At 56.0% G+C, this 24,398-nt stretch carries 18 protein-coding genes and 2 pseudogenes; 10 read left to right on the plus strand and 10 right to left on the minus strand.

What is annotated here, in order from left to right:
- Nucleotides 1-12: 12 nt before the first annotated feature.
- The 9 genes from mexE to PSH69_RS14735 form a co-directional block, all read right to left on the minus strand.
- A complete protein-coding gene (mexE, locus tag PSH69_RS14695; protein WP_019579045.1) occupies nucleotides 13-1,266 on the minus strand; it encodes a multidrug efflux RND transporter periplasmic adaptor subunit MexE in 1,254 nt (417 codons plus the stop codon).
- A gap of 311 nt (nucleotides 1,267-1,577) precedes the next feature.
- Nucleotides 1,578-2,282: a YafY family protein gene (locus tag PSH69_RS14700; protein ID WP_305412701.1), complete on the minus strand. Its 705-nt coding sequence runs from the start codon at nucleotides 2,280-2,282 to the stop codon at nucleotides 1,578-1,580.
- A gap of 2 nt (nucleotides 2,283-2,284) precedes the next feature.
- Complete coding sequence (locus PSH69_RS14705; protein ID WP_305412702.1) at nucleotides 2,285-3,217, minus strand: NAD(P)-dependent alcohol dehydrogenase; 933 nt, start codon at nucleotides 3,215-3,217, stop codon at nucleotides 2,285-2,287.
- A gap of 164 nt (nucleotides 3,218-3,381) precedes the next feature.
- Complete coding sequence (locus PSH69_RS14710) at nucleotides 3,382-4,416, minus strand: Gfo/Idh/MocA family protein (RefSeq protein WP_105341796.1); 1,035 nt, start codon at nucleotides 4,414-4,416, stop codon at nucleotides 3,382-3,384.
- Nucleotides 4,417-4,422: 6 nt separating this feature from the next.
- Nucleotides 4,423-5,310, minus strand: coding sequence for a shikimate dehydrogenase (locus PSH69_RS14715; protein WP_305412703.1), 888 nt, complete (start codon nucleotides 5,308-5,310; stop codon nucleotides 4,423-4,425).
- Nucleotides 5,311-5,427: 117 nt separating this feature from the next.
- Nucleotides 5,428-6,861 carry an MFS transporter gene (locus tag PSH69_RS14720; RefSeq protein ID WP_305412704.1) on the minus strand — a complete coding sequence of 478 codons (1,434 nt, stop codon included), beginning with the start codon at nucleotides 6,859-6,861 and terminating at the stop codon, nucleotides 5,428-5,430.
- 330 nt (nucleotides 6,862-7,191) lie between these two features.
- Entirely contained in the window at nucleotides 7,192-8,772 is a 1,581-nt protein-coding gene (locus PSH69_RS14725) for an aldehyde dehydrogenase (NADP(+)) (RefSeq protein WP_305412705.1), read from the minus strand.
- Between the two features lie 60 nt (nucleotides 8,773-8,832).
- Entirely contained in the window at nucleotides 8,833-10,380 is a 1,548-nt protein-coding gene (locus tag PSH69_RS14730; RefSeq protein WP_305412706.1) for a UxaA family hydrolase, read from the minus strand.
- A 123-nt stretch (nucleotides 10,381-10,503) separates the two neighbouring features.
- Nucleotides 10,504-11,490, minus strand: a complete 987-nt coding sequence (locus PSH69_RS14735) for a LysR family transcriptional regulator (RefSeq protein WP_105341787.1) — start codon at nucleotides 11,488-11,490, stop codon at nucleotides 10,504-10,506.
- A 120-nt stretch (nucleotides 11,491-11,610) separates the two neighbouring features.
- Here PSH69_RS14735 and PSH69_RS14740 point away from each other — a divergent pair, with 120 nt between their 5' ends.
- The 6 genes from PSH69_RS14740 to PSH69_RS14765 all read left to right on the plus strand — a co-directional run bounded on the left by PSH69_RS14740 (nucleotide 11,611) and on the right by PSH69_RS14765 (nucleotide 17,862).
- Nucleotides 11,611-12,789, plus strand: a complete 1,179-nt coding sequence (locus tag PSH69_RS14740) for a fumarylacetoacetate hydrolase family protein (protein ID WP_305412707.1) — start codon at nucleotides 11,611-11,613, stop codon at nucleotides 12,787-12,789.
- 290 nt (nucleotides 12,790-13,079) lie between these two features.
- Nucleotides 13,080-13,886 (plus strand): IclR family transcriptional regulator, encoded by an 807-nt coding sequence (locus PSH69_RS14745; RefSeq protein WP_305412708.1) that lies wholly within the window; start codon nucleotides 13,080-13,082, stop codon nucleotides 13,884-13,886.
- Nucleotides 13,883-14,683 carry a 2-keto-4-pentenoate hydratase gene (locus PSH69_RS14750; RefSeq protein WP_305412709.1) on the plus strand — a complete coding sequence of 267 codons (801 nt, stop codon included), beginning with the start codon at nucleotides 13,883-13,885 and terminating at the stop codon, nucleotides 14,681-14,683. Before PSH69_RS14745 ends, PSH69_RS14750 begins: the two co-directional genes overlap by 4 nt.
- Nucleotides 14,684-14,686: 3 nt before the next feature.
- A complete protein-coding gene (locus tag PSH69_RS14755; protein ID WP_019579033.1) occupies nucleotides 14,687-15,580 on the plus strand; it encodes a fumarylacetoacetate hydrolase family protein in 894 nt (297 codons plus the stop codon).
- Nucleotides 15,581-15,601: 21 nt separating this feature from the next.
- Entirely contained in the window at nucleotides 15,602-16,297 is a 696-nt protein-coding gene (locus tag PSH69_RS14760; protein WP_305412710.1) for a DUF4286 family protein, read from the plus strand.
- Between the two features lie 284 nt (nucleotides 16,298-16,581).
- Nucleotides 16,582-17,862, plus strand: coding sequence for an OprD family porin (locus PSH69_RS14765; protein ID WP_305412711.1), 1,281 nt, complete (start codon nucleotides 16,582-16,584; stop codon nucleotides 17,860-17,862).
- Nucleotides 17,863-18,752: 890 nt separating this feature from the next.
- On the opposite strand, the gene PSH69_RS14770 is transcribed toward PSH69_RS14765, so the two are convergent.
- Entirely contained in the window at nucleotides 18,753-19,154 is a 402-nt protein-coding gene (locus tag PSH69_RS14770; RefSeq protein WP_305412712.1) for a helix-turn-helix transcriptional regulator, read from the minus strand.
- 147 nt (nucleotides 19,155-19,301) lie between these two features.
- Here PSH69_RS14770 and PSH69_RS14775 point away from each other — a divergent pair.
- The 4 genes and pseudogenes from PSH69_RS14775 to PSH69_RS14790 all read left to right on the plus strand — a co-directional run.
- Nucleotides 19,302-19,412 (plus strand): annotated as a pseudogene (locus PSH69_RS14775) (hypothetical protein); the annotation flags it as partial.
- 40 nt (nucleotides 19,413-19,452) lie between these two features.
- A pseudogene (locus tag PSH69_RS14780) lies at nucleotides 19,453-20,599 on the plus strand (IS3 family transposase).
- An 888-nt stretch (nucleotides 20,600-21,487) separates the two neighbouring features.
- Complete coding sequence (locus PSH69_RS14785) at nucleotides 21,488-22,405, plus strand: alpha/beta hydrolase (protein ID WP_305412713.1); 918 nt, start codon at nucleotides 21,488-21,490, stop codon at nucleotides 22,403-22,405.
- A gap of 53 nt (nucleotides 22,406-22,458) precedes the next feature.
- Complete coding sequence (locus tag PSH69_RS14790; RefSeq protein ID WP_305412714.1) at nucleotides 22,459-24,381, plus strand: NAD(P)/FAD-dependent oxidoreductase; 1,923 nt, start codon at nucleotides 22,459-22,461, stop codon at nucleotides 24,379-24,381.
- Nucleotides 24,382-24,398 lie beyond the last annotated feature (17 nt).

A 24,398-nucleotide genomic window follows, 5' to 3' on the forward strand; every position in this document is an offset into this window, starting at 1 on the left:
AGTAATTGCCCCTTAACCGCGTGGAGTCGCAGCAGCCAGTTTCACAACCGTACCCGGCGCAACCTTGGCAGGTGCGACTTGGGGCAGGTTGCTGGCTTCCAGCGCTTGTCGTTGTTGAGCGAGGGCCGCGAGGGTTTCCTTGCTGGCCATCGGGATCACTTCAGGGCTGACCGGCGAACCAGGGCGAACCCGTTGCAAACCCTTGACGATGATGGTGTCGTCTTTGTTCAGGCCGCTGCGCACGATGCGCAAACCTTCGATTTTCGGACCCAGCTCGACGGGGCGATAAGCCGTTTTGTTGTCGGCATCCATCACCAGCACGAACTTTTTACCCAGGTCGGTACCGACCGCTTCGTCGTTGATCAACACCGCGGAGTAGGTGCCGCTGCCCACCAGTTTCAGGCGTGCATAAAGACCCGGGGTGTAGCTGCCGTCGCTGTTGTCGAACACCGCACGACCGCGGATGGTGCCGGTCTTCGGGTTGACCTGGTTGTCGACGAAGTTCATCTGGCCCTGGTGCGGGTTACCGTCTTCATTGGACAGGCCCATGTAAACCGGGGTGGTGGCGCCGCGTTGACCCTGGCGGGCGAGCTGGTTGTACTTGAGGAATACACGCTCGTCGGCGTCGAAGTAGGCGTAGACCTTGTCGGTGGACACCACGCTGGTCAGGGCGGTGGTGTCGGCGGTCACCAGGTTGCCAGCGGTGATTTCCGCACGGCTGACACGACCGCTGATTGGGGACGTCACGCGGGTGAAGCTCAGGTTCAGTTTGGCCAGGTCCAGTTGCGCCTGGAGTGCACCGACGGCGGCGCGAGCCTCTTGAGCTGCACTGGTGCGCGAGTCAGCGAGTTCGGCGGAAATCGCGTTGCTGGTGCGCAGGCGTTCACCGCGCTGGGCTTCGTTTTCACTGCGGGTAGCCGTGGCGCGAGCTTGCGCCACCAGGGCCTCGAGGCGGCGGACCTCAGCCTGGAACGGACGCGGGTCGATCTGGAACAACAGATCGCCTTTCTTGACCAATGCGCCTTCGGTGAAGGTTACGTCATCGATCTGGCCGGAAACCCGTGGACGAATCTCAACCGTTTCCGGCGCTTCCAGGCGCCCGGTGAATTCGTCCCACTCGTTGACCGGTTGCTCCAGCACCTTGGCCACGCTGACTTTGGCCGCGGGCATGGTGGCGGCGGCGTCCGGGGTCTTGCCGCAGGCGCTCATCACCATCACGGCCAACAGGGCCAAGGGGAAGCGCAAATGTTTGAGTGACTGTTCCATGGATGCATCCGCCAATGTATTGAGATGGGCGGATAATGCTTGGCGGGGCGGTATCAAACGAATCGAACGAGGCAAAGGTAACTATCATTCGGAATGATATAAGCCAGAAGCAAGCCCTCTAGCATGCACCTTTCGTTAGCCGGCTATCAAATGAAATGATGACAATTGTGTGTTGCGTGGAGTGCAAAGGTCTGGCTTGAAACCGTGTCGCAGCCTTCGCTGAGGATGGATGGGGTCCCGCGCCCCGGGAATTTTTGCGAACTGTTTGTTTTCGTCACACGAAGCTCCAACCAATGTATGCTCGACTCCGTTCAGCAAGTCTCGCCGCGGCTGTTACAAGGCAGGATTTCCTGAGCTCGCCATTCCTTAATCAGCCCGCGACGATTGCGAGAGTAGCGTTCGACAAGCACCTCAGCGTGTGCGACGTCATCCAGGTCTATCACCCGGAACTTGCTGTCAGCCTCGCACCATGCCGCCAGGGAACGCTTGGATTCGATAAACCCCAGCATGATCGGCCAGATAATTTGCTCATCAACAGGCGCATGAGCAATCGATAGCGTGATACGCAACTTGCATTGGTCGCGCAGTGCACGGCGGATTTCGCTTAAGTCGATCGGTGTGGAAAGAGTGGCGGGCCTACTTACGTAGAATGTCTCATCGTCGAAGGCCGGACGCATTTCCAAAGGCAAGACGGCGTTAATCTTGGCCAATGCGTTATTAACAGCGAAGGCAAACTTGTCGTCCATCTGACGACTGATCCATTGGGCGCCGGCTACAAGCGCTTGTATTTCTTCTTCTGTAAATGAGAGAGGGGGAAGAAGAAATCCAGGCTTGAGAACGTAGCCCAAACCAGGTTCACCCTCGATGTCGGCCCCCATACCCTGCAGTGTCAGTACATCGCGACGTATGGTGCGAAGTGACACCCCCAACTCCTGGGCGAGTGTCCGTCCCGATACCGTTCTGCGATGTCGACGGAGAACTTGCATCAGTTCAAACAATCGGTCACTTCTGGACATTCCTACTCCATTTCGATGACGCCTTTACCGCCGAGTTTTCGACCTTTTTCGAGTTCCCCGATCAGTTGAATAGCGTCGCTTAGGGAAACGGTTTTTCCTATCGGGATCCTGAAGCGTCCCTCACTGGCCGCTTTGGCAAGCTTATCCAGAATTTCAGCGCGCGGCGATCCGATGATTGGTTTGAGTCTGCGATCAAAAATAGCTCGAATAAACTTGCCAGGGCCTGGGTTCAGATCCAGAAACACGCCTCCCGCTCGCAACATCCCAATGCCTGTCGAAACCGGTAGCGTCGCCGCAGTGTCGTAAACCAAATCGAATCGTGTGGCGATACTCGATACCTGCGTGTTCCGATAATCATAGACGGTCTGCACCCCCAGCGACTTTGCTCGCTGGATGTCCTTGGCGCTGCAACTGCCCGAGACGACAGCGCCATGTATCAGCGCTATTTGTACGGCTGCTTCGCCGACGGCACCGGCACAACCGTTTACAAAAACGTGCTGGCCGGCTTGCAGCTTCGCTTTGTCGATTAGCCCGTTCCAAGCGGTTATACCGGGCGTGCCCAGACACGCGGAATCCTCGAATGAAACATCATCGGGTTTATGCGCCAGAAATGCTTCTTTTGTGATGACGGCTTCGCCAAACGCGCCGCTTTCTTTGAATCGGGCCAGGCCGAAAACCGCATCGCCCACCTTCAGCCGCTTGACGCCTGGGCCGACCGATAAAATTGTGCCGGAAAAATCCATACCCATTGCGCGAGGTAATGTCCTTCCGGTGACGATCTTCATCTGTCCACTGCGCAGCTTCCAGTCAATCGGATTGATTGCAGCAAACTTGACCCTTACCGCCACCTCACCTTCACTTGGGGGGAGCAGGTCAAAGTCATCGACCCGCATGACCTCCGGCCCGCCGTACCTGTTGTACTGAATGCGTTTCATCATGCGTCTCCAAACTCCAACTAACGATTGAGGTAGTCACGGAGACGACTCTATAGCGCTATGTGGACAGTTTTTGTCACCATTCGATCGCTGTACAAGGCGTGTACTCATCGAGACAAATCATGGATGAAGTTCTTCAATGCCGGGCAGGCCATTACAGTTTGTCATCCCACGCAACGCTGCTGTGGAGTCGGCGTAAGTGTCAAAAGCGTACCTCCTTGCCGAGCTGAAGCGTAGGCCGCGTCCATGACCTGCATGATTGCCTCGGCGTCGCGTAATGATGCAATTGGCTTGGCCCCGTTACGGCATTCAGCAAGCACTTGTTTGACGAACAGTGGGTAATAGACGTCTGTGTCCAGTTGTAGTCGGCGGCTTCGAGTACCGGCGGCAAGGTTCTGTCGATCCCTTATTTCGATGCGGTCGGGACCAGATTTGGCGTACATGCGATCGGACGAAAGGGTGAAGGAGAACTCGCGCTGCTCATCAAAGGTACTGGGGAAACTGTATCCCGTTTCCACAACACCGATCACGCCATCTTCAGTCTGCAGAGTCAATACCGAATAGTCTTCGACAGCACCCCGATGCGTCAGTGAGTTCATGACGGCTGAGACTCGTGAGACCTCCTTACCGGTCAATAACCTGAAGAGATCTATGAAATGCGTAGCCACGTTGATCGTTGATCCACCTCCAGAAAAAACGGGGTCGATGGCCCAGCCTGAGCCTGCTGTTTCATAACGAGAGGGCGGACCTACGATGAAACGGAAAGACAGGTAGTTGAAGTCCGTGGCCAAGTGTCCTTCAGCATCTTGTAGAGCACTCAGCAGTTCACTCATGCGGAAGATCAGTGGGACAGCGCAGTAAAGATTGGCCTGCTCGGCCAACTCACGCAGCCGTGTGACCTGTGCCATGTTGATGCCGCAGGGTTTCTCCAGGGCAAAGGGGATGTTTCGTGCAATCACGGCCTCTGCCAGCGACGGCATTTCCGAATGCCTGCCGAACACGAAAGCAAAATCGACCTCCTCGTGCTCAAGCAACTCATAGGATGAGCTATACAACGCGCATTTGAATCGCTCGGCAATTGCTTCACCCTTCACGTGCTCCGAATCCGATACGGCCACCACTTGGACCCCGTTGGTCTCAAGAGCATTCAGATACAGCGGGACATGCCAATGGCTGACCTCCAGTAACGCAACTTTCATGTGTACTCACTCCTGGCGCGGTGCTGTTACGTTATCGGGGTGGTAATCGAACCCAAGGAAGCGCAGTGCAAGCAACGCCTGACCTTTGTGCATGGGCCCCCCGTCCTGGGTACGACAACCTCTTTTACGCGCAGCATCGCAAAGCGGTGTCGAGTCCGGCGAGTTGATGATATCCACGACGAGGGTGCCGGGCTCGAGTCGCTCGGGATCCACAGGCATAGGATCATTCTTGCTCATGCCAAGCGGCGTGGCATTGATCACGATTTCATAGCCATGTGGGTCGGGTGGGCCAGAAAGCGTGATGCAACCTGTTTCGGCAGCAACGGCTTTCGCCAGATCCTCGGCTCGGTGTTCGTCGACATCGGAGATAGTGAGCGATCTAGCACCCGCCGATGCGACGGCAAATGCGATCGCTCTGCCTGCGCCGCCAGCTCCGACCAAAAGAACGTTCTTGTTCGCTGGATGATAGCCTTCCCATTGCATGCCAAGAACACAGCCGAGGCCATCGAATACGGCACCGACCCAGCGTCCGTCTGTCTCGCAACGAATGACGTTGATTGCACCGACTTGACGAGCAGTCGTATGAAGTTCGTCGACAACAGTCAGCATCCTTTGTTTATGAGGCATGGTGACCAGGATGCCGGCGAGATTGTTCAGTGCTCTGGCACCCGTCACGAACGAGGACAGGTCATCGGCCTTGACCTCGAATGGAATACAAACCGCGTCTACCTGCTGTTCTATAAAGAGTCGGTTGAATAATTGCGGAGACTTGGCAGCCATCAGCGGATGGCCGACCAATCCATAAAGGCGAGTTGTTCCTGTGATATGTGAGGCCATGGTTGCCTGATATTTGATGTTGACGGGAAGAGGAGCGCTGGCTGGCTTCTTGGGCATGCACAGCGTCGATGGCTATGCATTGGCAAGTACCGATCGCATGATGCTGCTCTGCCCGTCGGGCCTGTGTGGGTCGCGAAAACCTAATGGTCGCACCAGTGTAATCGTCGAAGGTCGTTACGAACGCAGTTGGCTAGCCAGGTCATTCGGGACGGCTGTCTGAGCTGTGCCCCGCATCGCTTCGGTCCGCATACGATCGTATTCTTCTTTGGCAATAGGCACTGCGTTGCGCTTGCCGAGATCTTCAAGGCGAATCCGGTATGTTTCGCGTGTAGTGAACGCCGCGATCGCAGCGATAACACAGATACCTAATGTCAGAGAACCGATTCTTAGCGGGATATTGTCAGAGCCGGGGGGCGCTACAGTGACGAAGATTGCCGGGAGAAACGCAGTCATCGCGGTCCCTATGTTCTGTCCGATGGCCATGCCGGTCACACGCACCCGCGTACGGAACAATTCGGGAAAGAGGCTCGGAAATACACCGTTGAAACCCTGGTAGGCGACGCCCCACATGAGTACGGAGAGAACCAGCGAAAGCCACAGGTTATGGATGCTGATAGCGTACAGATACGCGTACGAGAGCAGTCCCGCGCAGAGAACGCCAATAATGACTGGGGGCCTGCGGCCGATCTTGTCTGAGAGGTTACCAACGAAGGGGATCAGGATCACCGCGCACATGTTACCCAGCAGGGGAATCCACAAATAGACGCCTGCAGGGAAACCGATTCCATAGGCCGGTTGAACCGCATAGGTAGCGCCGAATACCGAGGCGACAATGGCGATCACCGCAGCAAGTGCCATGCAGATCACTCGCAGGAGATCACCCCAGCTCTGCCGGATGACTTCGACAACTGGCAGGACAGTAGCTTCGCCTTGCGTTTTTTGTTTGGCAAATACAGGTGTTTCGTCGACCTGGCGGCGAATGATATATCCCAGGATGACTACGATGACGCTGAGCAGGAACGGAATCCGCCAACCCCAGGAAGCGAACTGATCCGCAGGCATAAAATGAGCGAGAGGCAAGAAGACTGCTGCCGCGAGCAATTGCCCGGCCTGAACTCCTTGGAGAGTAAAGCTCGCGAAGTAACCACGGCGGCCGGACGGGGCGTGTTCGAGAATCATGGAACTGGCGCAGGAGATCTCCCCGGCCACCGCAAAACCCTGAATCAGGCGCAACGTCACAAGCAGCACCGGCGCCCAGATCCCGATCTGCTGGTACGTGGGCAGAAGTCCGATACACATCGTCGAGAAGCCCATCAGGAACATGCAGTAAACCAGAACCGTTTTACGGCCGTGGCGATCACCCAAATGCCCTAGGACAACAGCGCCTATCGGCCGGGCGATATAGCCCACACCAAAGCTGGCAAGAGAGGCAATGATGCCGACCGCAGGGTTATCAGATGGAAAAAAGAGCTGTGGAAACAGCAAAGCCGCCGCGGTCGCATAGATAAAGAAGTCGTAATACTCCAGTGCTGAGCCGATCCAACCGCTAGCTGCGGCTTTCTTTGACTGGCCTTTGGAATGAGCGTCGATCGGTATGCTCTGATTCATAACGTGTCTCCGGTTTCTCAATTGTTGTTATTGTAACGTCGTTCCATCAGTAATTCTGTTACCAGAATCTCCGCCTTGTCAAGGGAGTCGTTCCTTGCTCGATCAAGGCGTGACGCTGGTTATTTGTGAGGTGCTGAATTCGTACGTCTGACGTTGTCGCCAAGCCGAGCGAGCACGCTAAAGCCCGCTCGTGCAATTGAGCGAATAGGCTGTAAGAGGATGAACAGGCTCCGACGCGTCAAACGCTCAGCACTGTTGCTTCATACAAAAGGCAATGACGCCAATGACAGGTTCTAACGTCGTAGTACGCCGTCTTACCCGTTTGTCAACCTACAAGCTATCTCGCGAGAGATGACCGTCGACGAGCCTCGAAATGTTCAACGGATTGGCGTTCTTGAGAGCATCGGGCAGCAATGCATCGGGGTAGTTTTGGAAGCAGACGGGTCTCAGGAAGCGGTCGATGGCCAAAGTGCCGACCGAGGTGCCCCGACTATCGGAAGTCGCAGGATAAGGGCCGCCGTGGACCATTGAATCGCAGACCTCGACACCGGTTGGGTAGCCATTGATGAGGATGCGACCAACCTTCATCTCCAACAAAGCAGTCAACTCTACGAATTGCGTAAGGTCTTCTGGCTCACCAATCAAGGTTGCGGTCAATTGTCCGTGAAGGGCATTGATGGCAGCGTTGAGTCGCGCCTGGTCAGTGACCTCGATGAAGATCGACGTGGGGCCAAAGATTTCTTCTTGAAGGACCTTGTCGCCTTTCAGCAGCAACTCTACGTCGGCTTTGAACAATTGTGGCTGCGCCTGGTGACCCTGTTGGTTACAGCCAGCCAGGTGCACGATGCCGGGGTGCGCGTGCAGGTTCTGCAATCCAGCCGCATAGCTGCGCAGGGTGCCTGCGTTGAGCATTGTTTGTGCCGGTTGGTCGTTTATTAACGCCGCCACTCTATTCTGAAAGGCACTGAATGCATCCGAGCGAATGCCAACCACCAGTCCGGGATTGGTGCAAAACTGCCCGCAACCTTGAACCACCGAGGCGGCAAGATCGTGAGCGATACTGTCGGCCCGACGCGAGAGGGCATGGGGCAGGATCACGACCGGGTTGATGCTCGACATCTCAGCGAAGACTGGAATGGGCTCGGGGCGAGCAGCGGCCATGTCGCACAATGCTCGACCGCCTTTGAGCGAGCCGGTAAAACCAACACCCTTGATGAGCGGGTGTTTTACCAAGGCTTCGCCTACGCCACTGCCATAAATCATGTTGAAGACACCGTCAGGCATGCCACTGCGCTCGGCCGCCCGGATAATTGCGTTGGCGACCTGTTCTGCAGTCGCCATGTGGCCGCTGTGGGCTTTGAATATCACCGGACAACCCGCCGCGAGCGCGGAGGCGGTATCGCCGCCGGCCGTTGAGAAGGCCAACGGAAAATTACTGGCACCAAATACAGCAACCGGACCGATGGCGGTGCGGTACTGGCGAAGATCAGGGCGTGGCAACGGCTTGCGAAGTGGTAACGCTTGGTCGATGCGAGCGCCATAGAAGTCACCACGTCGCAGTACGTTTGCAAACAGGCGCATTTGACCACTGGTACGTGCGCGTTCGCCCTGGATGCGAGCTACAGGCAATGCTGTTTCACGGCAAACCAGGGCAATAAACTCATCGTCCAAAGCCTCTAGCTCTTCAGCAATAGCATCGAGAAACTCAGCCCGTTTGCTCGCGCTCAGGATGCGGTAGCTGGAAAAGGCGCTGTTGGCTGCATGGGCAGCGTCCTCGATTTCTTGCGCGGTCGCCTGGTGGAAGGCATAGGGTAGGGTTTCCCCCGTGCTGGCATCCACACTCTTGACGATGATACTGCCGGCGGCGCTGCGCTGACCGCCGATAAAATTTTGGCCGGTGATGACGGACATCGTTGTCTCCAGATTGAATGTGCAAGAGATAGCTGGGCGAGGCATTCCTCGGACTAAAAGTCAGGTGACGGCGCCGATCTGCCAAGGCACGAACTCATTTTGTCCGTATCCGTGTTGTTCGCTCATGCTGCGTTCGCCGGAGGCAATGCGTAGCATGGTTTCAAAGATCGCTGCACCGCACGCTTCGATGGTCAACGTGTCTTCGGCTATTTCGCCGCAGTTGATGTCCATGTCTTCTCGCTGACGAGCCCACAAGGCGCTATTAGTCGCCAGCTTGATTGATGGGGCAGGGGCACAGCCATAGGCCGACCCGCGGCCGGTGGTAAACGCAATCAGGTTGGCACCGCCAGCGACCTGGCCGGTTGCGGAGACCGGGTCATAGCCAGGGGTGTCCATAAAAACCAGCCCGTTGGCTGTGACGGCCTGGGCGTATTCGTAGACATCCATCAGGTTGCTCGAGCCAGCCTTTGCCACAGCGCCCAGCGACTTTTCCAGAATGGTGGTCAAGCCACCGGCCTTGTTGCCGGCAGAGGGGTTATTGTTCAACTCGGCCCCCATACGCTCGCAGTAGCGTTCCCACCAATGAATTCGAGCGATAAGTTTTTCGCCGACTTCACGGCTGACAGCCCGTCGTGTCAGCAAGTGTTCGGCACCGTATATTTCAGGGGTTTCAGAAAGAATCGCGGTACCGCCGCAGGCGACCAGGCGATCGACTGCATTGCCCAACGCAGGGTTGGCAGTAATACCGGAGTAGCCATCCGAGCCACCACACTGAAGCCCAACGATCAGATGACGAGCGCTGACCGATTCACGTTGAATCCGATTGGCCTCTCCAAGCAGTTCCTTCACGTGGCCAATGCCACTGGCGATGGCCTTGGACGTACCGCCACTGTCCTGAATGTTGAACGTGCGCAGGGTATTACTACGGGTGAGACCTTGCGTCGTGAGTAACGAGTCGATTTGGTTCGTCTCGCAGCCCAACCCGATCACCAGCACGGCCGCGAAGTTGGCGTGGGTTGCATATCCGGCCAGTGTCCGGCGCAACATGCTCAAACCGTCGCCCGCAGGATCAACGGCGCAGCCGGCAGAATGAGTCAGAGCAACAACACCGTCGACGTTTGGATACGCTTGCAGTGCAACGGGATTGATGTCCCGACGAAAATGATCTGCGATGGCCCGGGCGACTGTGGCAGAGCAATTCACTGAAGTCAGAATGCCGATGTAGTTGCGCGTCGCGACGCGTCCATCCGGGCGTACGATACCCATGAACGATGGGGCTTCACTCGGCTTGAAGTTGGGCTTCGCATCGACGCTGAAAGCATAATCGCGAGTGAATTCCCCCATAGCCAGGTTGTGCACATGGATATGCTCGCCTGCTTCAATGTCGACAACAGCAAAACCAATGATTTGCCCATAGCGCCTCACCGGTTGACCGGCTTCGATACGCCGGGAGGCAACTTTATGGCCCGGCACAATCGCTTGCCGGATAGTCACGCCTTCTTGCTCAAGGATTTCGCCAGCGAGTAGCGGTCGACGTGCGATAAGCACATCGTCCAGCGGGTTCAAACGCAGCACAGCTGCTGCGCCGGTTTTCATGATCAGTTCCATCGCATCCTCACGGGCTGCTGGGTGGTGCGCGGTCGCTAATAGCGCCACACTTTTGTGCTGGCACTATAGGATTCATAGAGATGGCTGCCTAATGAGAGCTTTCGATTGCTCGATAACTTTGCCTCATCGACTTTTTCTGAGTTGGCTGCTTTGCTTCTCCTCTGTAGCCGTTTGCCGCTGTCTGGCGAACGATAATAAGGTCGCAATAAACCTCCGCGTCGGCTCTGAGAGGGGTTCATCCTTGCGAGTGATCACCCCGTAATCCTGAGATTCAACTTTGAAGGGCGTGTTGAGGATTTGAAGCTGCCCATTTTGCAATTGCGACTGGACCATGGACTCGGGGAGCATCGCGAGCATTGGCCCAGACTGCAGCAACTGCAGAAAGGTTTGCATCGAAATGGTCTCCACTGTGTTGGTTGGCGGGGCGATCTTGAACAGTGTGAACGCGCGCTCCATGCGTTGTCGGATCGGCGTATTAAAGGGATACATGACCCATGGCCATTCGCTGAGTGCTTCGGTGGGGACTTCCTTCAGTCGGCACAGAGGGTGTGTGCTGTTCACGACAAGACAAAAGGGTTCAGGTCCCAGCGACGTAAATTCGAAAGGCTGACAATCCTCGTCCGTGAAGCGCGCGATGATTAAATCGAGTTTTTTCTGTTCGAGCATTTCCAGCAAGTGGTTGCTGGTTTGTTCGATTACCTCAATAGAAAGGAGGGGGCGCTCACGCTTTATGCTGGCGATCGCTTCCGGCAGCACCACTGATGTTGCGGCGAAAATGGTGCCGATTTTTAAATGGCCATGCCCGCCTTTGCGCAGCTTGTTGACTTGGTCGACGAACGATTCCGTGTCTTCCAAGGTAATACGCGCATAACGGGCCACGAACTCTCCTAGTTCAGTAAGGACCAGGTTGCGCGTTTGACGCTCAAACAGTGGGAAACCCAGGAGTACTTCCAGATCGCGAAGCAATTTACTGATGGCCGGTTGTGTAACATTCATCTGTTCTGCGGTCGTGTGCATATTGCGGGTCTTGGCCAAGCTATTGACCAGTACCAAATGTTTGATCTTCAGCCATCGGGTAACACTGCCAAAAGTAATTTGATCGTTTTCCATCGGATAAGGCCTTGTCTGTCGATAACAAAACAGCATTGATCGGTGAGATTCTTTCATTGGGATTTACGGGGGAGGTCCATTACTTTTACGGCTCTGATGGCTGACTGATCTGGAAGCTCTATGTCGAATCTGAAACTGACGCGCGAAAACACCCTGCCAGTGGATGGCCTGGCCGGAACGCTGATCGGCCGCGCCTGGATCCCGGGTGCGATTGCAGGCCCCTCGCCGGTGCTGCTGCGTGAGGACGGTGTGTTTGACCTTTCTGAAGTCTTTTCGACCATAAGCGAACTGCTGGAGCACACCTCGCCATTGGTGGCGGTTCGTCAAGCGCCTGGCAGGTACATCGGGACTGTCGAGGAGTTGCTTGGGAACACTGGCAGTCATGCCAATCCCGACAAGGCATCTCTGCTGCCCCCAGCAGACCTGCAAGTCATCAAGGCGGCAGGGGTGACGTTCGCGTCCAGCATGATTGAGCGGGTAATCGAGGAGCAGGCCCGAGGTGATGCTGCCAAAGCTGATAGTGTTCGCTGCCTGGTGCAAGAAGCCATAGGCGAAAACTTGCGGGCAATCAAGCCGGGCTCGCCAGCAGCGATGCGCCTTAAGGCTGTGCTGATCAAGCAAGGCATGTGGTCGCAATACCTGGAGGTCGGTATCGGCCCGGACGCGGAGATCTTCACGAAGGCACCGGTTCTGGCTGCAGTGGGCAGTGGCAGCGAAATCGGAATTCATCACAAGTCTGAATGGAACAACCCAGAGCCGGAAATTGTGCTGGCGGTGAACAGCCGAGGCCAAGTGCATGGCGTCACCTTGGGCAATGACGTCAATTTGCGTGATTTCGAAGGCCGCAGCGCACTGCTGCTGAGCAAGGCCAAGGACAACAATGCGTCCTGTGCGATCGGCCCATTTATTCGTCTGTTCGATGAAACGTTTACCCTCGACGACGTGCGCAACTGCGTCGTGGATTTGCAGGTTCAGGGCGACGACGGCTTCATCCTTGAAGGCAGCAGTTCCATGGCGTTGATCAGCCGTGATCCGTTGGATCTCGTGGCCCAGACGGTCGGCGGCAATCACCAATACCCTGATGGCTTCATGCTTTTTCTCGGAACCTTGTTTGCGCCTACCCAGGATCGTGAGGCACCGGGAAGCGGCTTTACGCATAAGCAGGGTGATGAGGTCAGCATTGGGAGCCCGTTGCTGGGCACGTTGCGCAACACAGTCACCTACAGCCATGAGGCTGCGCCCTGGACTTTCGGCTTGCGAGCGATGATGCACAATCTTGCTGCCCGCGGGCTGCTGTAGGTAAGGCAGGTGGGTCAGCTGCATTGGGTGTTCTCCCGCAACGATTGAACAAACACGGGTGCACGTCTATTGATAAAGAGCCGAATCCGAAGGGTCCGGTTTTTTATATCCGCCAGGCGTCTCCCACCTTCTGGAGACCCGGTTGCATGGCTAGCCCTGTCTCGATAAGGCGAACCAGGTACAAGCAGGTTTGACTTATCGGGTGACGCCTGCATACTATTGGAACGTCGTTCCAGTACGAACAATGTTGCTCACATTCACCTCATTGTCAAAGATAAGTCGAGAAAAATATGAGAGTCGTCAAAGGTGCTGTTGACCGTTGCCTGGAGGCTATTGAGCTGCTGGCACGTGAAGCTCGCTGGATGCGGATGTCCGATATCGCAGCCGAGCTGAGCTTGGAAAAGGGGCCTGCTCATCGAGTGCTTGCTCAGTTAGTCGAGCAAGGGTGGGCAGAACAGGATGAAGCCACCTCGCAATACCGCTTGACGCTGAAGCTGGCGCTGTTGGGGCAGCGCTATTTGCATGGAATTGGTTTGCCTGAGTTGGTCCAGCCGATCCTTGAGCAAGTGGCTGTTCAGTGCCAAGAGTTGGTGCGCCTGACGGTGGTCAACGAGGGCACCTTGTCTTGGCTGTCTTCGGCCCAAGGCGCCGCGCCAGGGCTTATGTATTCGCCAGCCATGGATAAGCCGATCAATCTCTACGCGACCGCCAATGGCAAAGCCTGGCTGGCCTCAATGCCGGATGAACTGGCCATTGAGCATGCGCTGCGTAGCGGCCTGGGGAAAGCTGATGCCGGGATGGGGCAGGGGCCGAAAGCGATCAACAGCATCGAAGGCTTGTTGGCCGAGCTGGCGCTGACCCGCAAGCGCGGGTATGGCTTGGTCATTGAAGAAGCCGAGGCGGGTGTCTGGGCGATCGCCGTACCGGTCAAGCTGGTTCCAGCTGGCACTGTGGTTGGCACGATGAGTATCGCCGGCCCGGTCTTGCGCATGCAGCCTGAACGTTATGACCAATTGCATGCTCTGCTCGAAGATGCAGCCAACAAGCTGGGTACGGTTTGGCCGCGCCAGAACAGTGTGCATACGGAGAACGTATGAGCCAGCTCGCACCTGCATGGACCGAGGCGGGGTCAGGGTTGGAAGTCGCCGCTGCCGCTCTGGTCCGTGCACGGCTAGAGGGTGTTCGGCTGGCATCCTTGCCAGGCCCGAACCTGCCAAGCAGCCTCGCACAAGGTTTTGCCATTCAGCAGCATGTGGGGCCATTGGCTGGAAAAACCGTGGGGGGGTGGAAGTGTGCGTTACCCCCGGCTGGCAAGTGGATCGTTGCCCCGATCTACAGCGACAGCATCGCAAAAGGCGAACGTTACCGACTGGCCGCCGACGCCGATAAGGCGCGCATCGAGCCTGAACTGGCGTCCGTCCTGGCCCATGATTTGCCGGCTCGTGTTGAGCCTTATACAACTGAAGAGATCGTTGCTGCGATCAGCGACGTGCACTTGGCATTGGAAGTGATCGATTGCCGTTACACCGATCCACACACACTGCCGTTCGAGCAATTGCTCGCGGACGGTTTATTCAATCACGGCCTGGTATTCGGGGCGCCAATCACGCTGTCGAACCCTGCCAGCATTCCCTCTGAACTGGATATCACCCTGAGCGATGCAACGGCAGAGCTTGTGAATATCAAGGGCCGCCATCCGGACGGGAATCCGTTGTTGCCGATCGTATGGCTGGCCAATTTTCTGTCTACACAAGGGATAGGGCTGCAAGCAGGGCAGGTGATTATCACCGGGTCCTATGCAGGTGTTCTCGATGTGCCCGTCAACCAGCCACTGCATGTTCAGTTCGGCGAAGCCGGCTCATTGTCTGTCCATTTCTCAACGCTGGAGGAGTAACAAATGCGCTTAGTTCGTTTTGGTTTGCCGGGGCAGGAACAGCCGGGAATTTTGGATTCGCAAGGAATCGTTCGAGACCTCTCGGGCATTGTCGATGACATCGATGCGTCGGCCCTTAGCCCCACAGTGCTTGAAAAACTGCGTGCTGTTGACGTTGAAAAGCTGCCAGTGGTGGCGCCTGGCACACGTCTTGGTCCATGCGTAGGCAACGTACCGAACCTGATCTGCATCGGCCTGAACTACTCCGATCACGCGGCTGAAACGGATACGCCTATCCCGAGCCAGCCGGTGGTCTTCAACAAACACACCGCGTCCATCAGCGGCCCCAATGACCCGGTCATTTTACCAACGGGGGCTCAGAAGCTTGATTGGGAAGTCGAACTGGCCATCGTCATCGGTACGCCCGCCTGGCAGATTGATGAGTCGCAGGCCTTGAATCACATCGCCGGTTATTGCCTGGCCAATGATGTTTCCGAGCGGGCTTATCAGCTGGAGTACGAAGGTCAGTGGACCAAGGGGAAAAGCGGTTTTTCTTTCGCACCACTGGGACCTTGGCTGGTCACCCGTGACGAAATTGCCGACCCGCAGGCCATTGACCTCTGGCTCGACGTGAACGGCAAACGTCTCCAGACCGGCAATACCCGTACGATGATTTTCAGCGTTGCACATATTGTCGCGTACCTCAGTCGCTTCATGCCGCTAATGCCGGGTGACGTCATCATTACCGGTACGCCACCAGGTGTAGGGCTCGGGCAGAAACCACCGGTATTTCTCAAGGCGGGTGACACCATGCGTGTCGGTGGCCAAGGGCTGGGTGAGCAATTTCAGACCGTGGTTCCTTACGTTGCTGAAATGGGCGCTGCATGGGTCGCCGGTCGCCATCCCAATGTTGACTGACTATCGCTAGAGGAAAACGCTATGAGCTTTGCAGGAACAGGTGTAGTCGCGATCTGGCATGATCTTTTGCCTGAAGCGCGGGACGAGTTCTATGAGTGGCATAACCGTGAGCACATGCCTGAGCGGGCCGGCATTCCGGGTTTTTTGCGGGGACGCCGATACATCGCTCTGGATGCAGGTCCGACCTATTTCAACCTCTATGAGGCTGACACTGTGCAGGTGTTGGGAGGGCAGGATTATTTGTCGCGTCTCAACAGTCCGACGGCATGGACCCAGCAGTCGGTGCAGTCCTATCGCAACGTCGCGCGATCCATCTGCGAGGTTACTTACACCAGCGGTGTAGGGCAGGGCGCGTATTTGTTAACGGTCCGTTTCGATGTTGTCGAAGGCCAGCATAAATCGGTGTCAGACGCATTGCGCCAACGCGTGCTTCCTCCCCTCGCTGATAAACAGGGTATTACGGGCGTGCATTTGTGTGTGGCTGATGAGGCGGTGAGCAGGGTTGAAACCGCAGAGAAAAAGGCCCGCGCCGAAGGGACCCAAATACCGGCCTGGATCGTCATGATCGAAGGTTGTGCACCTGACTACGTTCGTGTCGCCGGCGAGTCTTTTGTAGCGGAGCTGCAACGCCTGCTGGAGGAGCAATCGACGGGACCAGAAACCACGCTTTATCAATTGGAATACACACGTTGTAAAACGCCGGGAAGTGCGGGTTGATCGCCGAGCGTTCGATTACGTTTTAACTTTCAGTCGTTGTTCTTACGCAATTTCCCACGAGCGTGCCATTACCGGCATTGAGTCAGGCTCGCGTCTGCGCACGCTCGGGGTTTGCATAAAGCGATATTAAGTAATTATAAGTTTCTCGATAAAGGGCTGTAGCAAGACGCATAAGTGATGCCTGCAGTAGCTTGGTAGTTAGCTCTAAAAACTACCTGTGCGTAGGTTTAATAAAGAGCTAGAAACCGCCCCAAAACAATAATAATTAATTGTGAGAAAACATCATGCGCTACCCTGTTATTTCCCGCAGCGTGCCTGCACATCAATCTCTGATCAGTCTGACTCTTGTGGTCTGCGCGGGTTCGTCAGCGGCTGTTCAAGCCGATCAGAATAGCGGCTTTGTTGATGGCACTAAGGCCACCCTCAATTTGCGCAACGCTTACATCAATCGCAACTTCATCAACCCGAACGCCGCCCAAGGTAAAGCCGAGGAATGGACCCAGAACTTCATCCTCGACGCCAAGTCCGGTTTCACTCAGGGCGTGGTCGGGTTCGGCGTGGACGTGCTGGGCCTGTACTCGGTCAAACTCGATGGCGGTCGTGGTACGGCAGGCACACAACTGCTGCCGGTACACGATGACGGCCGCCCGGCTGATGACTTCGGTCGCCTGGGCGTCGCCCTCAAGGGCAAGGTGTCGAAGACCGAACTGAAGGTCGGGGAGTGGATGCCGGTGCTGCCGATTCTGCGCTCCGACGACGGCCGTTCCCTGCCACAAACCTTCCGTGGCGGCCAGGTGACCTCCACCGAAATCAGCGGCCTGACGCTGTACGGCGGCCAGTTCCGCGCCAACAGCCCGCGCAACGACGCGAGCATGGAAGACATGTCGATGAACGGCCGCGGCGCGTTCACGTCCGACCGTTTCAACTTCGGCGGCGGCGAATACGCCTTCAACGAAAAACGCACCCAGGTCGGTGTCTGGTACTCGGAACTGTCCGACATCTACCAACAGCAGTATTTCAACCTGACCCACAGCCAGCCCATTGGCGACTGGACTCTGGGCGCCAACCTCGGCTACTTCATTGGCAAGGAAGACGGTAGCGCCCTGGCCGGCGACTTGGACAACAAAACCGCGTTCGCCATGCTCTCGGCCAAGTACGGCGGCAACACCTTCTATGTCGGCCTGCAAAAAGTCAGCGGCGACGATGCCTGGATGCGTGTCAACGGCACCAGCGGCGGCACCTTGGCCAACGACAGCTACAACTCCAGCTACGACAACGCGAAGGAAAAATCCTGGCAACTGCGCCATGACTTCAATTTCGCCGCCGTCGGCGTACCGGGCCTGACCCTGATGAACCGCTATATTAGCGGCGACAACGTGCACACCGCGACGGTCGACGATGGCAAGGAATGGGGCCGTGAAACCGAACTGGCCTACACCGTGCAGAGCGGCGCGCTGAAAAACCTCAACGTGAAATGGCGTAATGCGTCGATTCGTCGGGACTTCAGCGCTAATGAATTTGATGAAAACCGGATTTTCATTAATTATCCCATCTCGCTGCTATAAAGCGTTTTTCGATCGCCATCCTTAATAAGTAGGCGGCGTTCAGGTGCGCCGCTATGCCAAAATACTAGAAATATTGCACAGTCCGGATCCCCAGAGCCAAGCTTTATCTTTGATGTCTAAACTGGTTGGTGCTCTCGTGCTTGCGCATACGATATTCGATGCAAGCCATTCAGATGCTATTTTAGATGATGCCCGTGAACGCTTAAAACTACGTCTAGATCTTGTTTGATGTGGAGCTGTTGAGCGTCGGAGTGTTCTCTTGTGCATGCGTCGTTGCGGTATGGCTGACTAGAGTAGTGGGGGGCCATCCCGCTGCTGCAGAGCGAGCATCCGGCGTCTCATACACTTACCCATGTACTGTGCGATCCTAGAGTATTCCTCAGACGCATTGTCGACAACAGCATCGCCCATACCTGGATTGTTTGGAATAAAGTCTTATCTCGCCCACTCGCTGCAACGATCCCGAGCGAGCGGCCATCCAGTGTCTACTAATGGCAGTGGGAAGCATCGATTGCAGCGGTCCCATACCGGTGAGCGAAACCTGTTTTAGCACCGCCGTGGAACTATTCGTCCAAGCCTATGCGCTAGATACGGGTTCCCTACTGGAGTGCCGCTGACCGCGGGGGAGTTCGCTCCGTGTTTTATCCCAGCTCACCGCCCGCCTTGGTTAAGACATGCAAGCATGCACAGGTGGCGCAGAAAGCGAGCTGGCTTGTGAAGTCCCGGTTGAATGCACCACGGCTTCATGGCTAGGTTTGCAGACAGAGTTCAGGAGGTGCATTGATCGCCTGCCGGTTCTGTGCAGCAAATCCCTTCACTGCAGCCATCAATAGCTTTCGCATCTCATTTGCCGAGTAGTCACAGCTAGCGGCTGAAGGTACTTCACCACGTCATGTGTCCGCAAGTTCGATGGACCGCGATACGATCAGCGCTGAGCGCTTTGAGACTTTCCGATACTCGCTCGGTGACCGTCCAAACCAGCGCCGGAACGCCCGCGCGATAGCTGTAGAACCACCGTAGCCAAGCTGGAACTCCAGATCTGCCTGCTTCATCGCAGTGTTTTCCAACAGTTGCCCAGCAAGTTGTTTTCGCTCCGCCTCGACGAGTTTTCGGAAGGTGGTTCCTTCCTCTGTCAGTCTGCGATGCAGGCTGCGCGGAGCCATAGCCAGCTGATTTGCAATCTCTTCGAGAGAGGCTGCCAAGCCCGTTGCCCCCAGGAGCGATTGTCGGACCTGACCGGTGATGCCGTCGACTTGCCGTCTCTCCAGTTGCGCGCGGCACTGCTCTTCCAACAGCCGGACCAGATGCGCGACAGCGCATCGATAGCGCCTGAGACACCCTTAGCTTCCATGCACACCTCCTCTGAACTGACAGCTATGAAGGGGTTCTTTTCAACCTCAGATGAGGCTTTGGGAGTATTCCGGAGGACTGTTGTCATGGATTCAATGAGGGTTCGTCGACAGACCGTTGATCATCCTTTTGGAACGCTCAAATATTGGATGGGTGCCACCCACTTCCTGATCAAAACTGAATCGCCCCGGGTTTCGTAGACACCTCTTTGCCTTAAACTGAGGCCAATTAGGAGGTGCCATGAGCAACCCGCATTACCCCGAAGAATTCAAAATCCAAGCGGTCAATCAAGTGACCGAAAAGAAGCTACCCGTCGCTGATGTGGCGGCGCGTCTTGGCGTGTCGACGCATAGCCTCTATGCCTGGATAAAGCGCTACAGCAAACCTCAGGCAGAACGGCAGCAAGACGATGATCAGCACGCTGAACTGCGTCGTCTGCGAGCCGAACTCAAGCGGGTCACCGAAGAGCGAGACATCTTAAAAAAGGCCGCCGCGTACTTTGCCAAGGAGTGCGGTTGAAGTACGCCTTTATCAAGCAGCGAGCGGGCGACTATTCCATTCGACGGCTTTGCCTGACGCTGAAAGTCCATCCCAGTGGTTATTACGCTTGGTTGTCTGAGCCGCAATCTGCACGCGCTAAAGACGATCAGCGATTACTGGGTTTGATCAAGCATTCCTGGTTGAGAGCGGCGGCGTTTATGGCTATCGCAAAATCCATGACGATCTGCGCGAGGTCGGTGAGGATTGTGGTCGTCATGTGGCGAGGCTGATGCGTCTTGAAGGTCTGCGTTCTCAGACAGGTTATCGACGCCGCCCTGGAAAGTACGGCGGTAAGCCAGCGGTCGCCTCACCCAATTTGCTGAAGCGCCAGTTCGATGTCGTGGAACCCAACAAGGTTTGGGTCACCGACATCACCTACATTCGTACGTATGAAGGCTGGTTGTATTTGGCGGTGGTGCTTGATCTGTTTTCTCGTCAGGTCGTTGGCTGGTCAATGAAAGCGCAGATGACCAGTGATTTGGCTATTGACGCTTTGTTGATGGCGGTTTGGAGGCGTAAACCTAAGCAAGAGGTGATGGTTCATTCCGACCAAGGCAGCCAATACAGCAGCTCCGATTGGCGCAGCTTTTTAAAGGCAAACAATTTGGTTGCCAGTATGAGTCGCCGAGGCAACTGTCATGACAACGCCGTGGCCGAGAGCTTTTTCCAGCTTCTGAAACGGGAACGGATCAAGCGAAAAATCTACACCACGCGGGAAGATGCTCGGAGTGATGTGTTCGATTACATCGAGATGTTCTACAACGTAAAACGCCGCCATGGTTTCAACAATCAGCTGTCACCGGTAGAGTTTGAAAAGCGTTACGCAATAAGCTTGCAAGGTGTCTAGAGAATCCGGGGCGATTCAAACACTTCCGCGGGTAAGTACCGAAATGAGCCTTCACATGCTCGCCTACAACCTCAAACGAATGATGAGCATCTTCGGCATCGCAGGAGTGCTTGAGGCGATCAGGGCGTGAATCCAGCCGCTTGGCTCGCCAGTTAGTAGCCGTTTTGGCCGCTGACGCGGCCCGAACGGCATTACGAACTTCTATGTCACTGACTGAGCTAATTCGAGCTTCCACCCGCGTGATTCCAGAGGCAACCCTCGCGACTCTCAGTTTTCGAGGTATTTAGCGCGTTCTCAAACAGCTGGACTCATAGCTGCCGGTGGAAATCGGCAAACACCGGCCAAAAGCGGTCGGTTTGGCCATATAAATAAATTCGACCGATCTCGGACGCCTGCTTCTTTTCATTCCATTGAAAATCGCTGCTTCAGAGACTGCTGCCTGCCAACAGGGTATCTCTCAACAGCTATCCGTTGAATTGTTCGTGGTTCGCGAATAGTAATTTCGCCGAGACCGGCCTTGTTGGGCCGTGGTGGCAATCGCTAAGGTAGTGGTGTCCGAAAACAAAAAAAAGGGGCACATTCGATGAAAGTACATGCCGTCTCCCGCGCCTTACAAACTTCACTTCATGCTGTGGTGAACACTTGTAGTAGCCCATCCACATTGGCCAAAACCAACCGCCGACGCTCCGCTAATTATACGTAGCCGGCAGCGATCCTTACGCGTGAATCGCTACTTTTAATTAGCACGTTTTCTATTTACGAACACCTGGCAGAGTCGTGGCACATCTGGTACGCCTCACGAATTCGCGCACTTTGAAGTTACCAAGTCAGGCTGTTGATGCAATTTAAATTGCGCGTCCGTGCTGCCATTAATACAAGGAATACATGATGCCTCTGGATATTGAGTCAGCTGAATTGATCAACGCGCTGGCTGAACTTGGCCTAAAACCAATTCATCAAATGACGCCTGCTGAAGCGCGTGGTGTTATGGCATTTGCACGCTCGGTCACACAAAACCCAACTATGCATCGCGTCGAAGATGTTCAGTTGGAAACTGCGCGCTTGCGTGTCTATACCCCGTTTAAAGTGACCCAGGGCGTGATCCTATACCTTCACGGCGGCGGATGGGTATTAGGTGAGCTGGATGACTTCGATCATTTCGCCCGCCTGCTGGCGCAGAAGTCCGGATGCACCCTGGTATTGCTCGAGTACCGCCTAGCTCCCGAGTTTCCCTACCCCGCGGCCTTATCGGACGTCGAACTCGCTCACCAATGGGTCAATGACCATCGCCACAGGCTGACCGGCTCAGATCAGGCGCCGCTGATCATCGCCGGAGACAGCGCCGGTGGCAACCTAGCTGCGGTCGCTGCGCAACGGGCTTTGCATAGCAAGCTAACCCGTTGGGATGCGCAGGTGCTCATCTACCCGGTCACCCAGTCGAACCTCGACCTGCCTGGCTACCACGACGCGGATCGCCAACTTCTGCTGTCTCGTGAGGACATGCGCTGGTTCTGGAACCATTACCTGAATGAACCCAACCAGCGCCCGCACCCCAGCACTTCTCCTCTCAATGCTGATGACCTACAGGGGCTGCCGCCAGCGATTGTGGTGACGGCCGAGTTAGATGTGTTGCGCGAAGAGGGCGAGGCGTATGTCGAGCGTCTGCGCGCGGCCGGTGTCCAGGTTAGTCACCACCGTTTCGATGGGCAAATGCATGGATTCATGACGCTCATGACATTGCGCGCCAGTGACCTGGCCCTGGACTGGGTCGCCAATCAGATTGCCCAGCGCTTAAGAGTGCTTTGAAACTCGCCTCATTTTTTTAGAAGCGCCAGCTAACAATAAAACCAGGTACATCTATGAACACTTACAACCAAACGCTTTCGGCCATGGCTTTTGATGAGCCCACACTCAGAACCCACCTGCGCGAGGCCGATATTCCGACACTGCTCATGTGCATCGCTCACCTGACCGGCGATCTGAAACTGCTCAAGCCCGAGTGGAAGCCGGTGTTGGTGATGGGCGATCCGAAAAGCAGCATGACCGCCGAACAAGAGGAACAGGTTCGTGAGCTCTGCGCGGAGAAACTGATCGAGTTCAAAAACAGCGGTCGTCCGGTTCCAGGACGCCCTACAAAGGACGAGCTGATCACCTTCACGACCTGGTTGATGGGCCCAGGCGTCGATGCCTATTTGCCGATATTGGCCGAAGAAATGGTCTGCGCCGACGACGATCCGCGCGCGCCGCGTTGGCACAAGGAGCATGTGGCCCCCGAGCGCGATTTCAAAGTAGTGATCATCGGTGCGGGCGAAAGTGGCATGGTTGCGGGGCTACGTCTGAAGCAGGCGGGCGTTCCTTTCGTCATCTACGAGAAAGGTAATGATGTCGGCGGCACCTGGCGGGAAAACACCTATCCAGGCTGCCGCGTCGACATCAACAGCTTCTCCTACAGTTTTTCTTTTGCACGGGCCACTTGGGACGACCATTACAGCACTGCCCCGCAGGTATTCAGCTATCTGCAGAATGTGGCTAGGCAGAATGGGCTGTACGAGCACATCGTGTTCAATGCCGAGGTGACTGACGCACACTGGAACGAGAACACTCAGCACTGGAAGGTCAGCGTCAATCAAGCCGGCGCAACCCAGGACATTCACGCCAACGTAGTGGTTTTTGCTGTCGGCCAATTGAACCGTCCTTTGATTCCGGCGATACCGGGAATCGAAAGCTTCCAGGGGCAAACCTTCCATTCCGCCCAGTGGGATCATGATGCTGACTGGGCCGGAAAACGCGTAGCGGTCATCGGCACAGGCGCAAGCGCCGTGCAGTTCATTCCGCATCTGGCCAAAACCGCAGCGGACCTGAAAATCTTCGCACGCACCAACAATTGGCTGCTGCCCACGCCGAACCTGCACGACCGCGTTGCCGACAGTGCCAAATGGCTGCTCGACAACCTTCCTAACTACAGCATGTGGTTCAGGGCAACGGCGGTGCTGCCGCAAACCATCGGGTTTGTCCACGCCGTAACCGTAGACCCGGCTTACCCACCGACCGAAAAAGCTGTCTCTGCTATCAACGAGCAGTTGCGTCAGGACCTTGGCGGCTGGATGGAAGCCCAAATTGCCGACCGGCCCGATCTGCGCAATGTGGTGATCCCTGATTCACCCGTTGGCGGTAAGCGCATCATTCGCGACAACGGCACCTGGATTTCAACCCTTAAGCGCGACAACGTAGGCCTCATCCGCGAACCGATCGAATCGATCAATCCCCAAGGCATCTGCTGCGTTGATGGCACTAACCATGAGTTCGATCTGATCGTCTACGGCACCGGCTTCCAGGCCTCGAAGTTCCTCATGCCCATCCGTGTCACTGGGCGCGATGGCATAGATCTGCATACCGAGTGGAAAGGCGACGACGCGCGGGCCTACCTGGGGGCGACTGTTCCTGGCTTCCCGAACATGTTCTGCATGTATGGCCCTAATACTGGGCTGGTGGTCAGCAGCACGATCATTCAGTTCTCGGAATTCACTGCGACCTACATCACCGATGCGGTTCGCTTGCTGCTTGAGGGCGGGCACACAAGCATGGAAGTAAGGCCGCATGTTTGCGAGACCTACAACCAGCGAGTCGATCAAGGGAACAGCTTACGGGCTTGGGGTTTTTCCAAAGTCAACAGTTGGTACAAGAACAGCAAAGGCCGCGTAACTCAGAACTTCCCTTTCGATGCGGCAGAGTTCTGGCGGCGCACCCATGAAGTTGAACCCAGCGACTACTTCCTTTCCTGAGCACATGCACTAACGTC

Origin of the sequence: Pseudomonas sp. FP1740 (assembly GCF_030687165.1) — a bacterium.
Taxonomy (GTDB): domain Bacteria; phylum Pseudomonadota; class Gammaproteobacteria; order Pseudomonadales; family Pseudomonadaceae; genus Aquipseudomonas.

Coding starts and splice junctions, on each gene's coding strand:
- PSH69_RS14740 (WP_305412707.1), top strand. CDS start 11,611: ATGTCGAATCTGAAACTGACGCGCGAAAACACCCTGCCAGTGGATGGC.
- PSH69_RS14785 (WP_305412713.1), top strand. CDS start 21,488: ATGCCTCTGGATATTGAGTCAGCTGAATTGATCAACGCGCTGGCTGAA.
- PSH69_RS14760 (WP_305412710.1), top strand. CDS start 15,602: ATGAGCTTTGCAGGAACAGGTGTAGTCGCGATCTGGCATGATCTTTTG.
- mexE (WP_019579045.1), bottom strand. CDS start 1,266: ATGGAACAGTCACTCAAACATTTGCGCTTCCCCTTGGCCCTGTTGGCC.
- PSH69_RS14725 (WP_305412705.1), bottom strand. CDS start 8,772: ATGTCCGTCATCACCGGCCAAAATTTTATCGGCGGTCAGCGCAGCGCC.
- PSH69_RS14790 (WP_305412714.1), top strand. CDS start 22,459: ATGAACACTTACAACCAAACGCTTTCGGCCATGGCTTTTGATGAGCCC.
- PSH69_RS14750 (WP_305412709.1), top strand. CDS start 13,883: ATGAGCCAGCTCGCACCTGCATGGACCGAGGCGGGGTCAGGGTTGGAA.
- PSH69_RS14730 (WP_305412706.1), bottom strand. CDS start 10,380: ATGGAACTGATCATGAAAACCGGCGCAGCAGCTGTGCTGCGTTTGAAC.
- PSH69_RS14715 (WP_305412703.1), bottom strand. CDS start 5,310: ATGCCCAAGAAGCCAGCCAGCGCTCCTCTTCCCGTCAACATCAAATAT.
- PSH69_RS14720 (WP_305412704.1), bottom strand. CDS start 6,861: ATGAATCAGAGCATACCGATCGACGCTCATTCCAAAGGCCAGTCAAAG.
- PSH69_RS14745 (WP_305412708.1), top strand. CDS start 13,080: ATGAGAGTCGTCAAAGGTGCTGTTGACCGTTGCCTGGAGGCTATTGAG.
- PSH69_RS14705 (WP_305412702.1), bottom strand. CDS start 3,217: ATGAAACGCATTCAGTACAACAGGTACGGCGGGCCGGAGGTCATGCGG.
- PSH69_RS14765 (WP_305412711.1), top strand. CDS start 16,582: ATGCGCTACCCTGTTATTTCCCGCAGCGTGCCTGCACATCAATCTCTG.
- PSH69_RS14700 (WP_305412701.1), bottom strand. CDS start 2,282: ATGTCCAGAAGTGACCGATTGTTTGAACTGATGCAAGTTCTCCGTCGA.
- PSH69_RS14735 (WP_105341787.1), bottom strand. CDS start 11,490: ATGGAAAACGATCAAATTACTTTTGGCAGTGTTACCCGATGGCTGAAG.
- PSH69_RS14755 (WP_019579033.1), top strand. CDS start 14,687: ATGCGCTTAGTTCGTTTTGGTTTGCCGGGGCAGGAACAGCCGGGAATT.
- PSH69_RS14710 (WP_105341796.1), bottom strand. CDS start 4,416: ATGAAAGTTGCGTTACTGGAGGTCAGCCATTGGCATGTCCCGCTGTAT.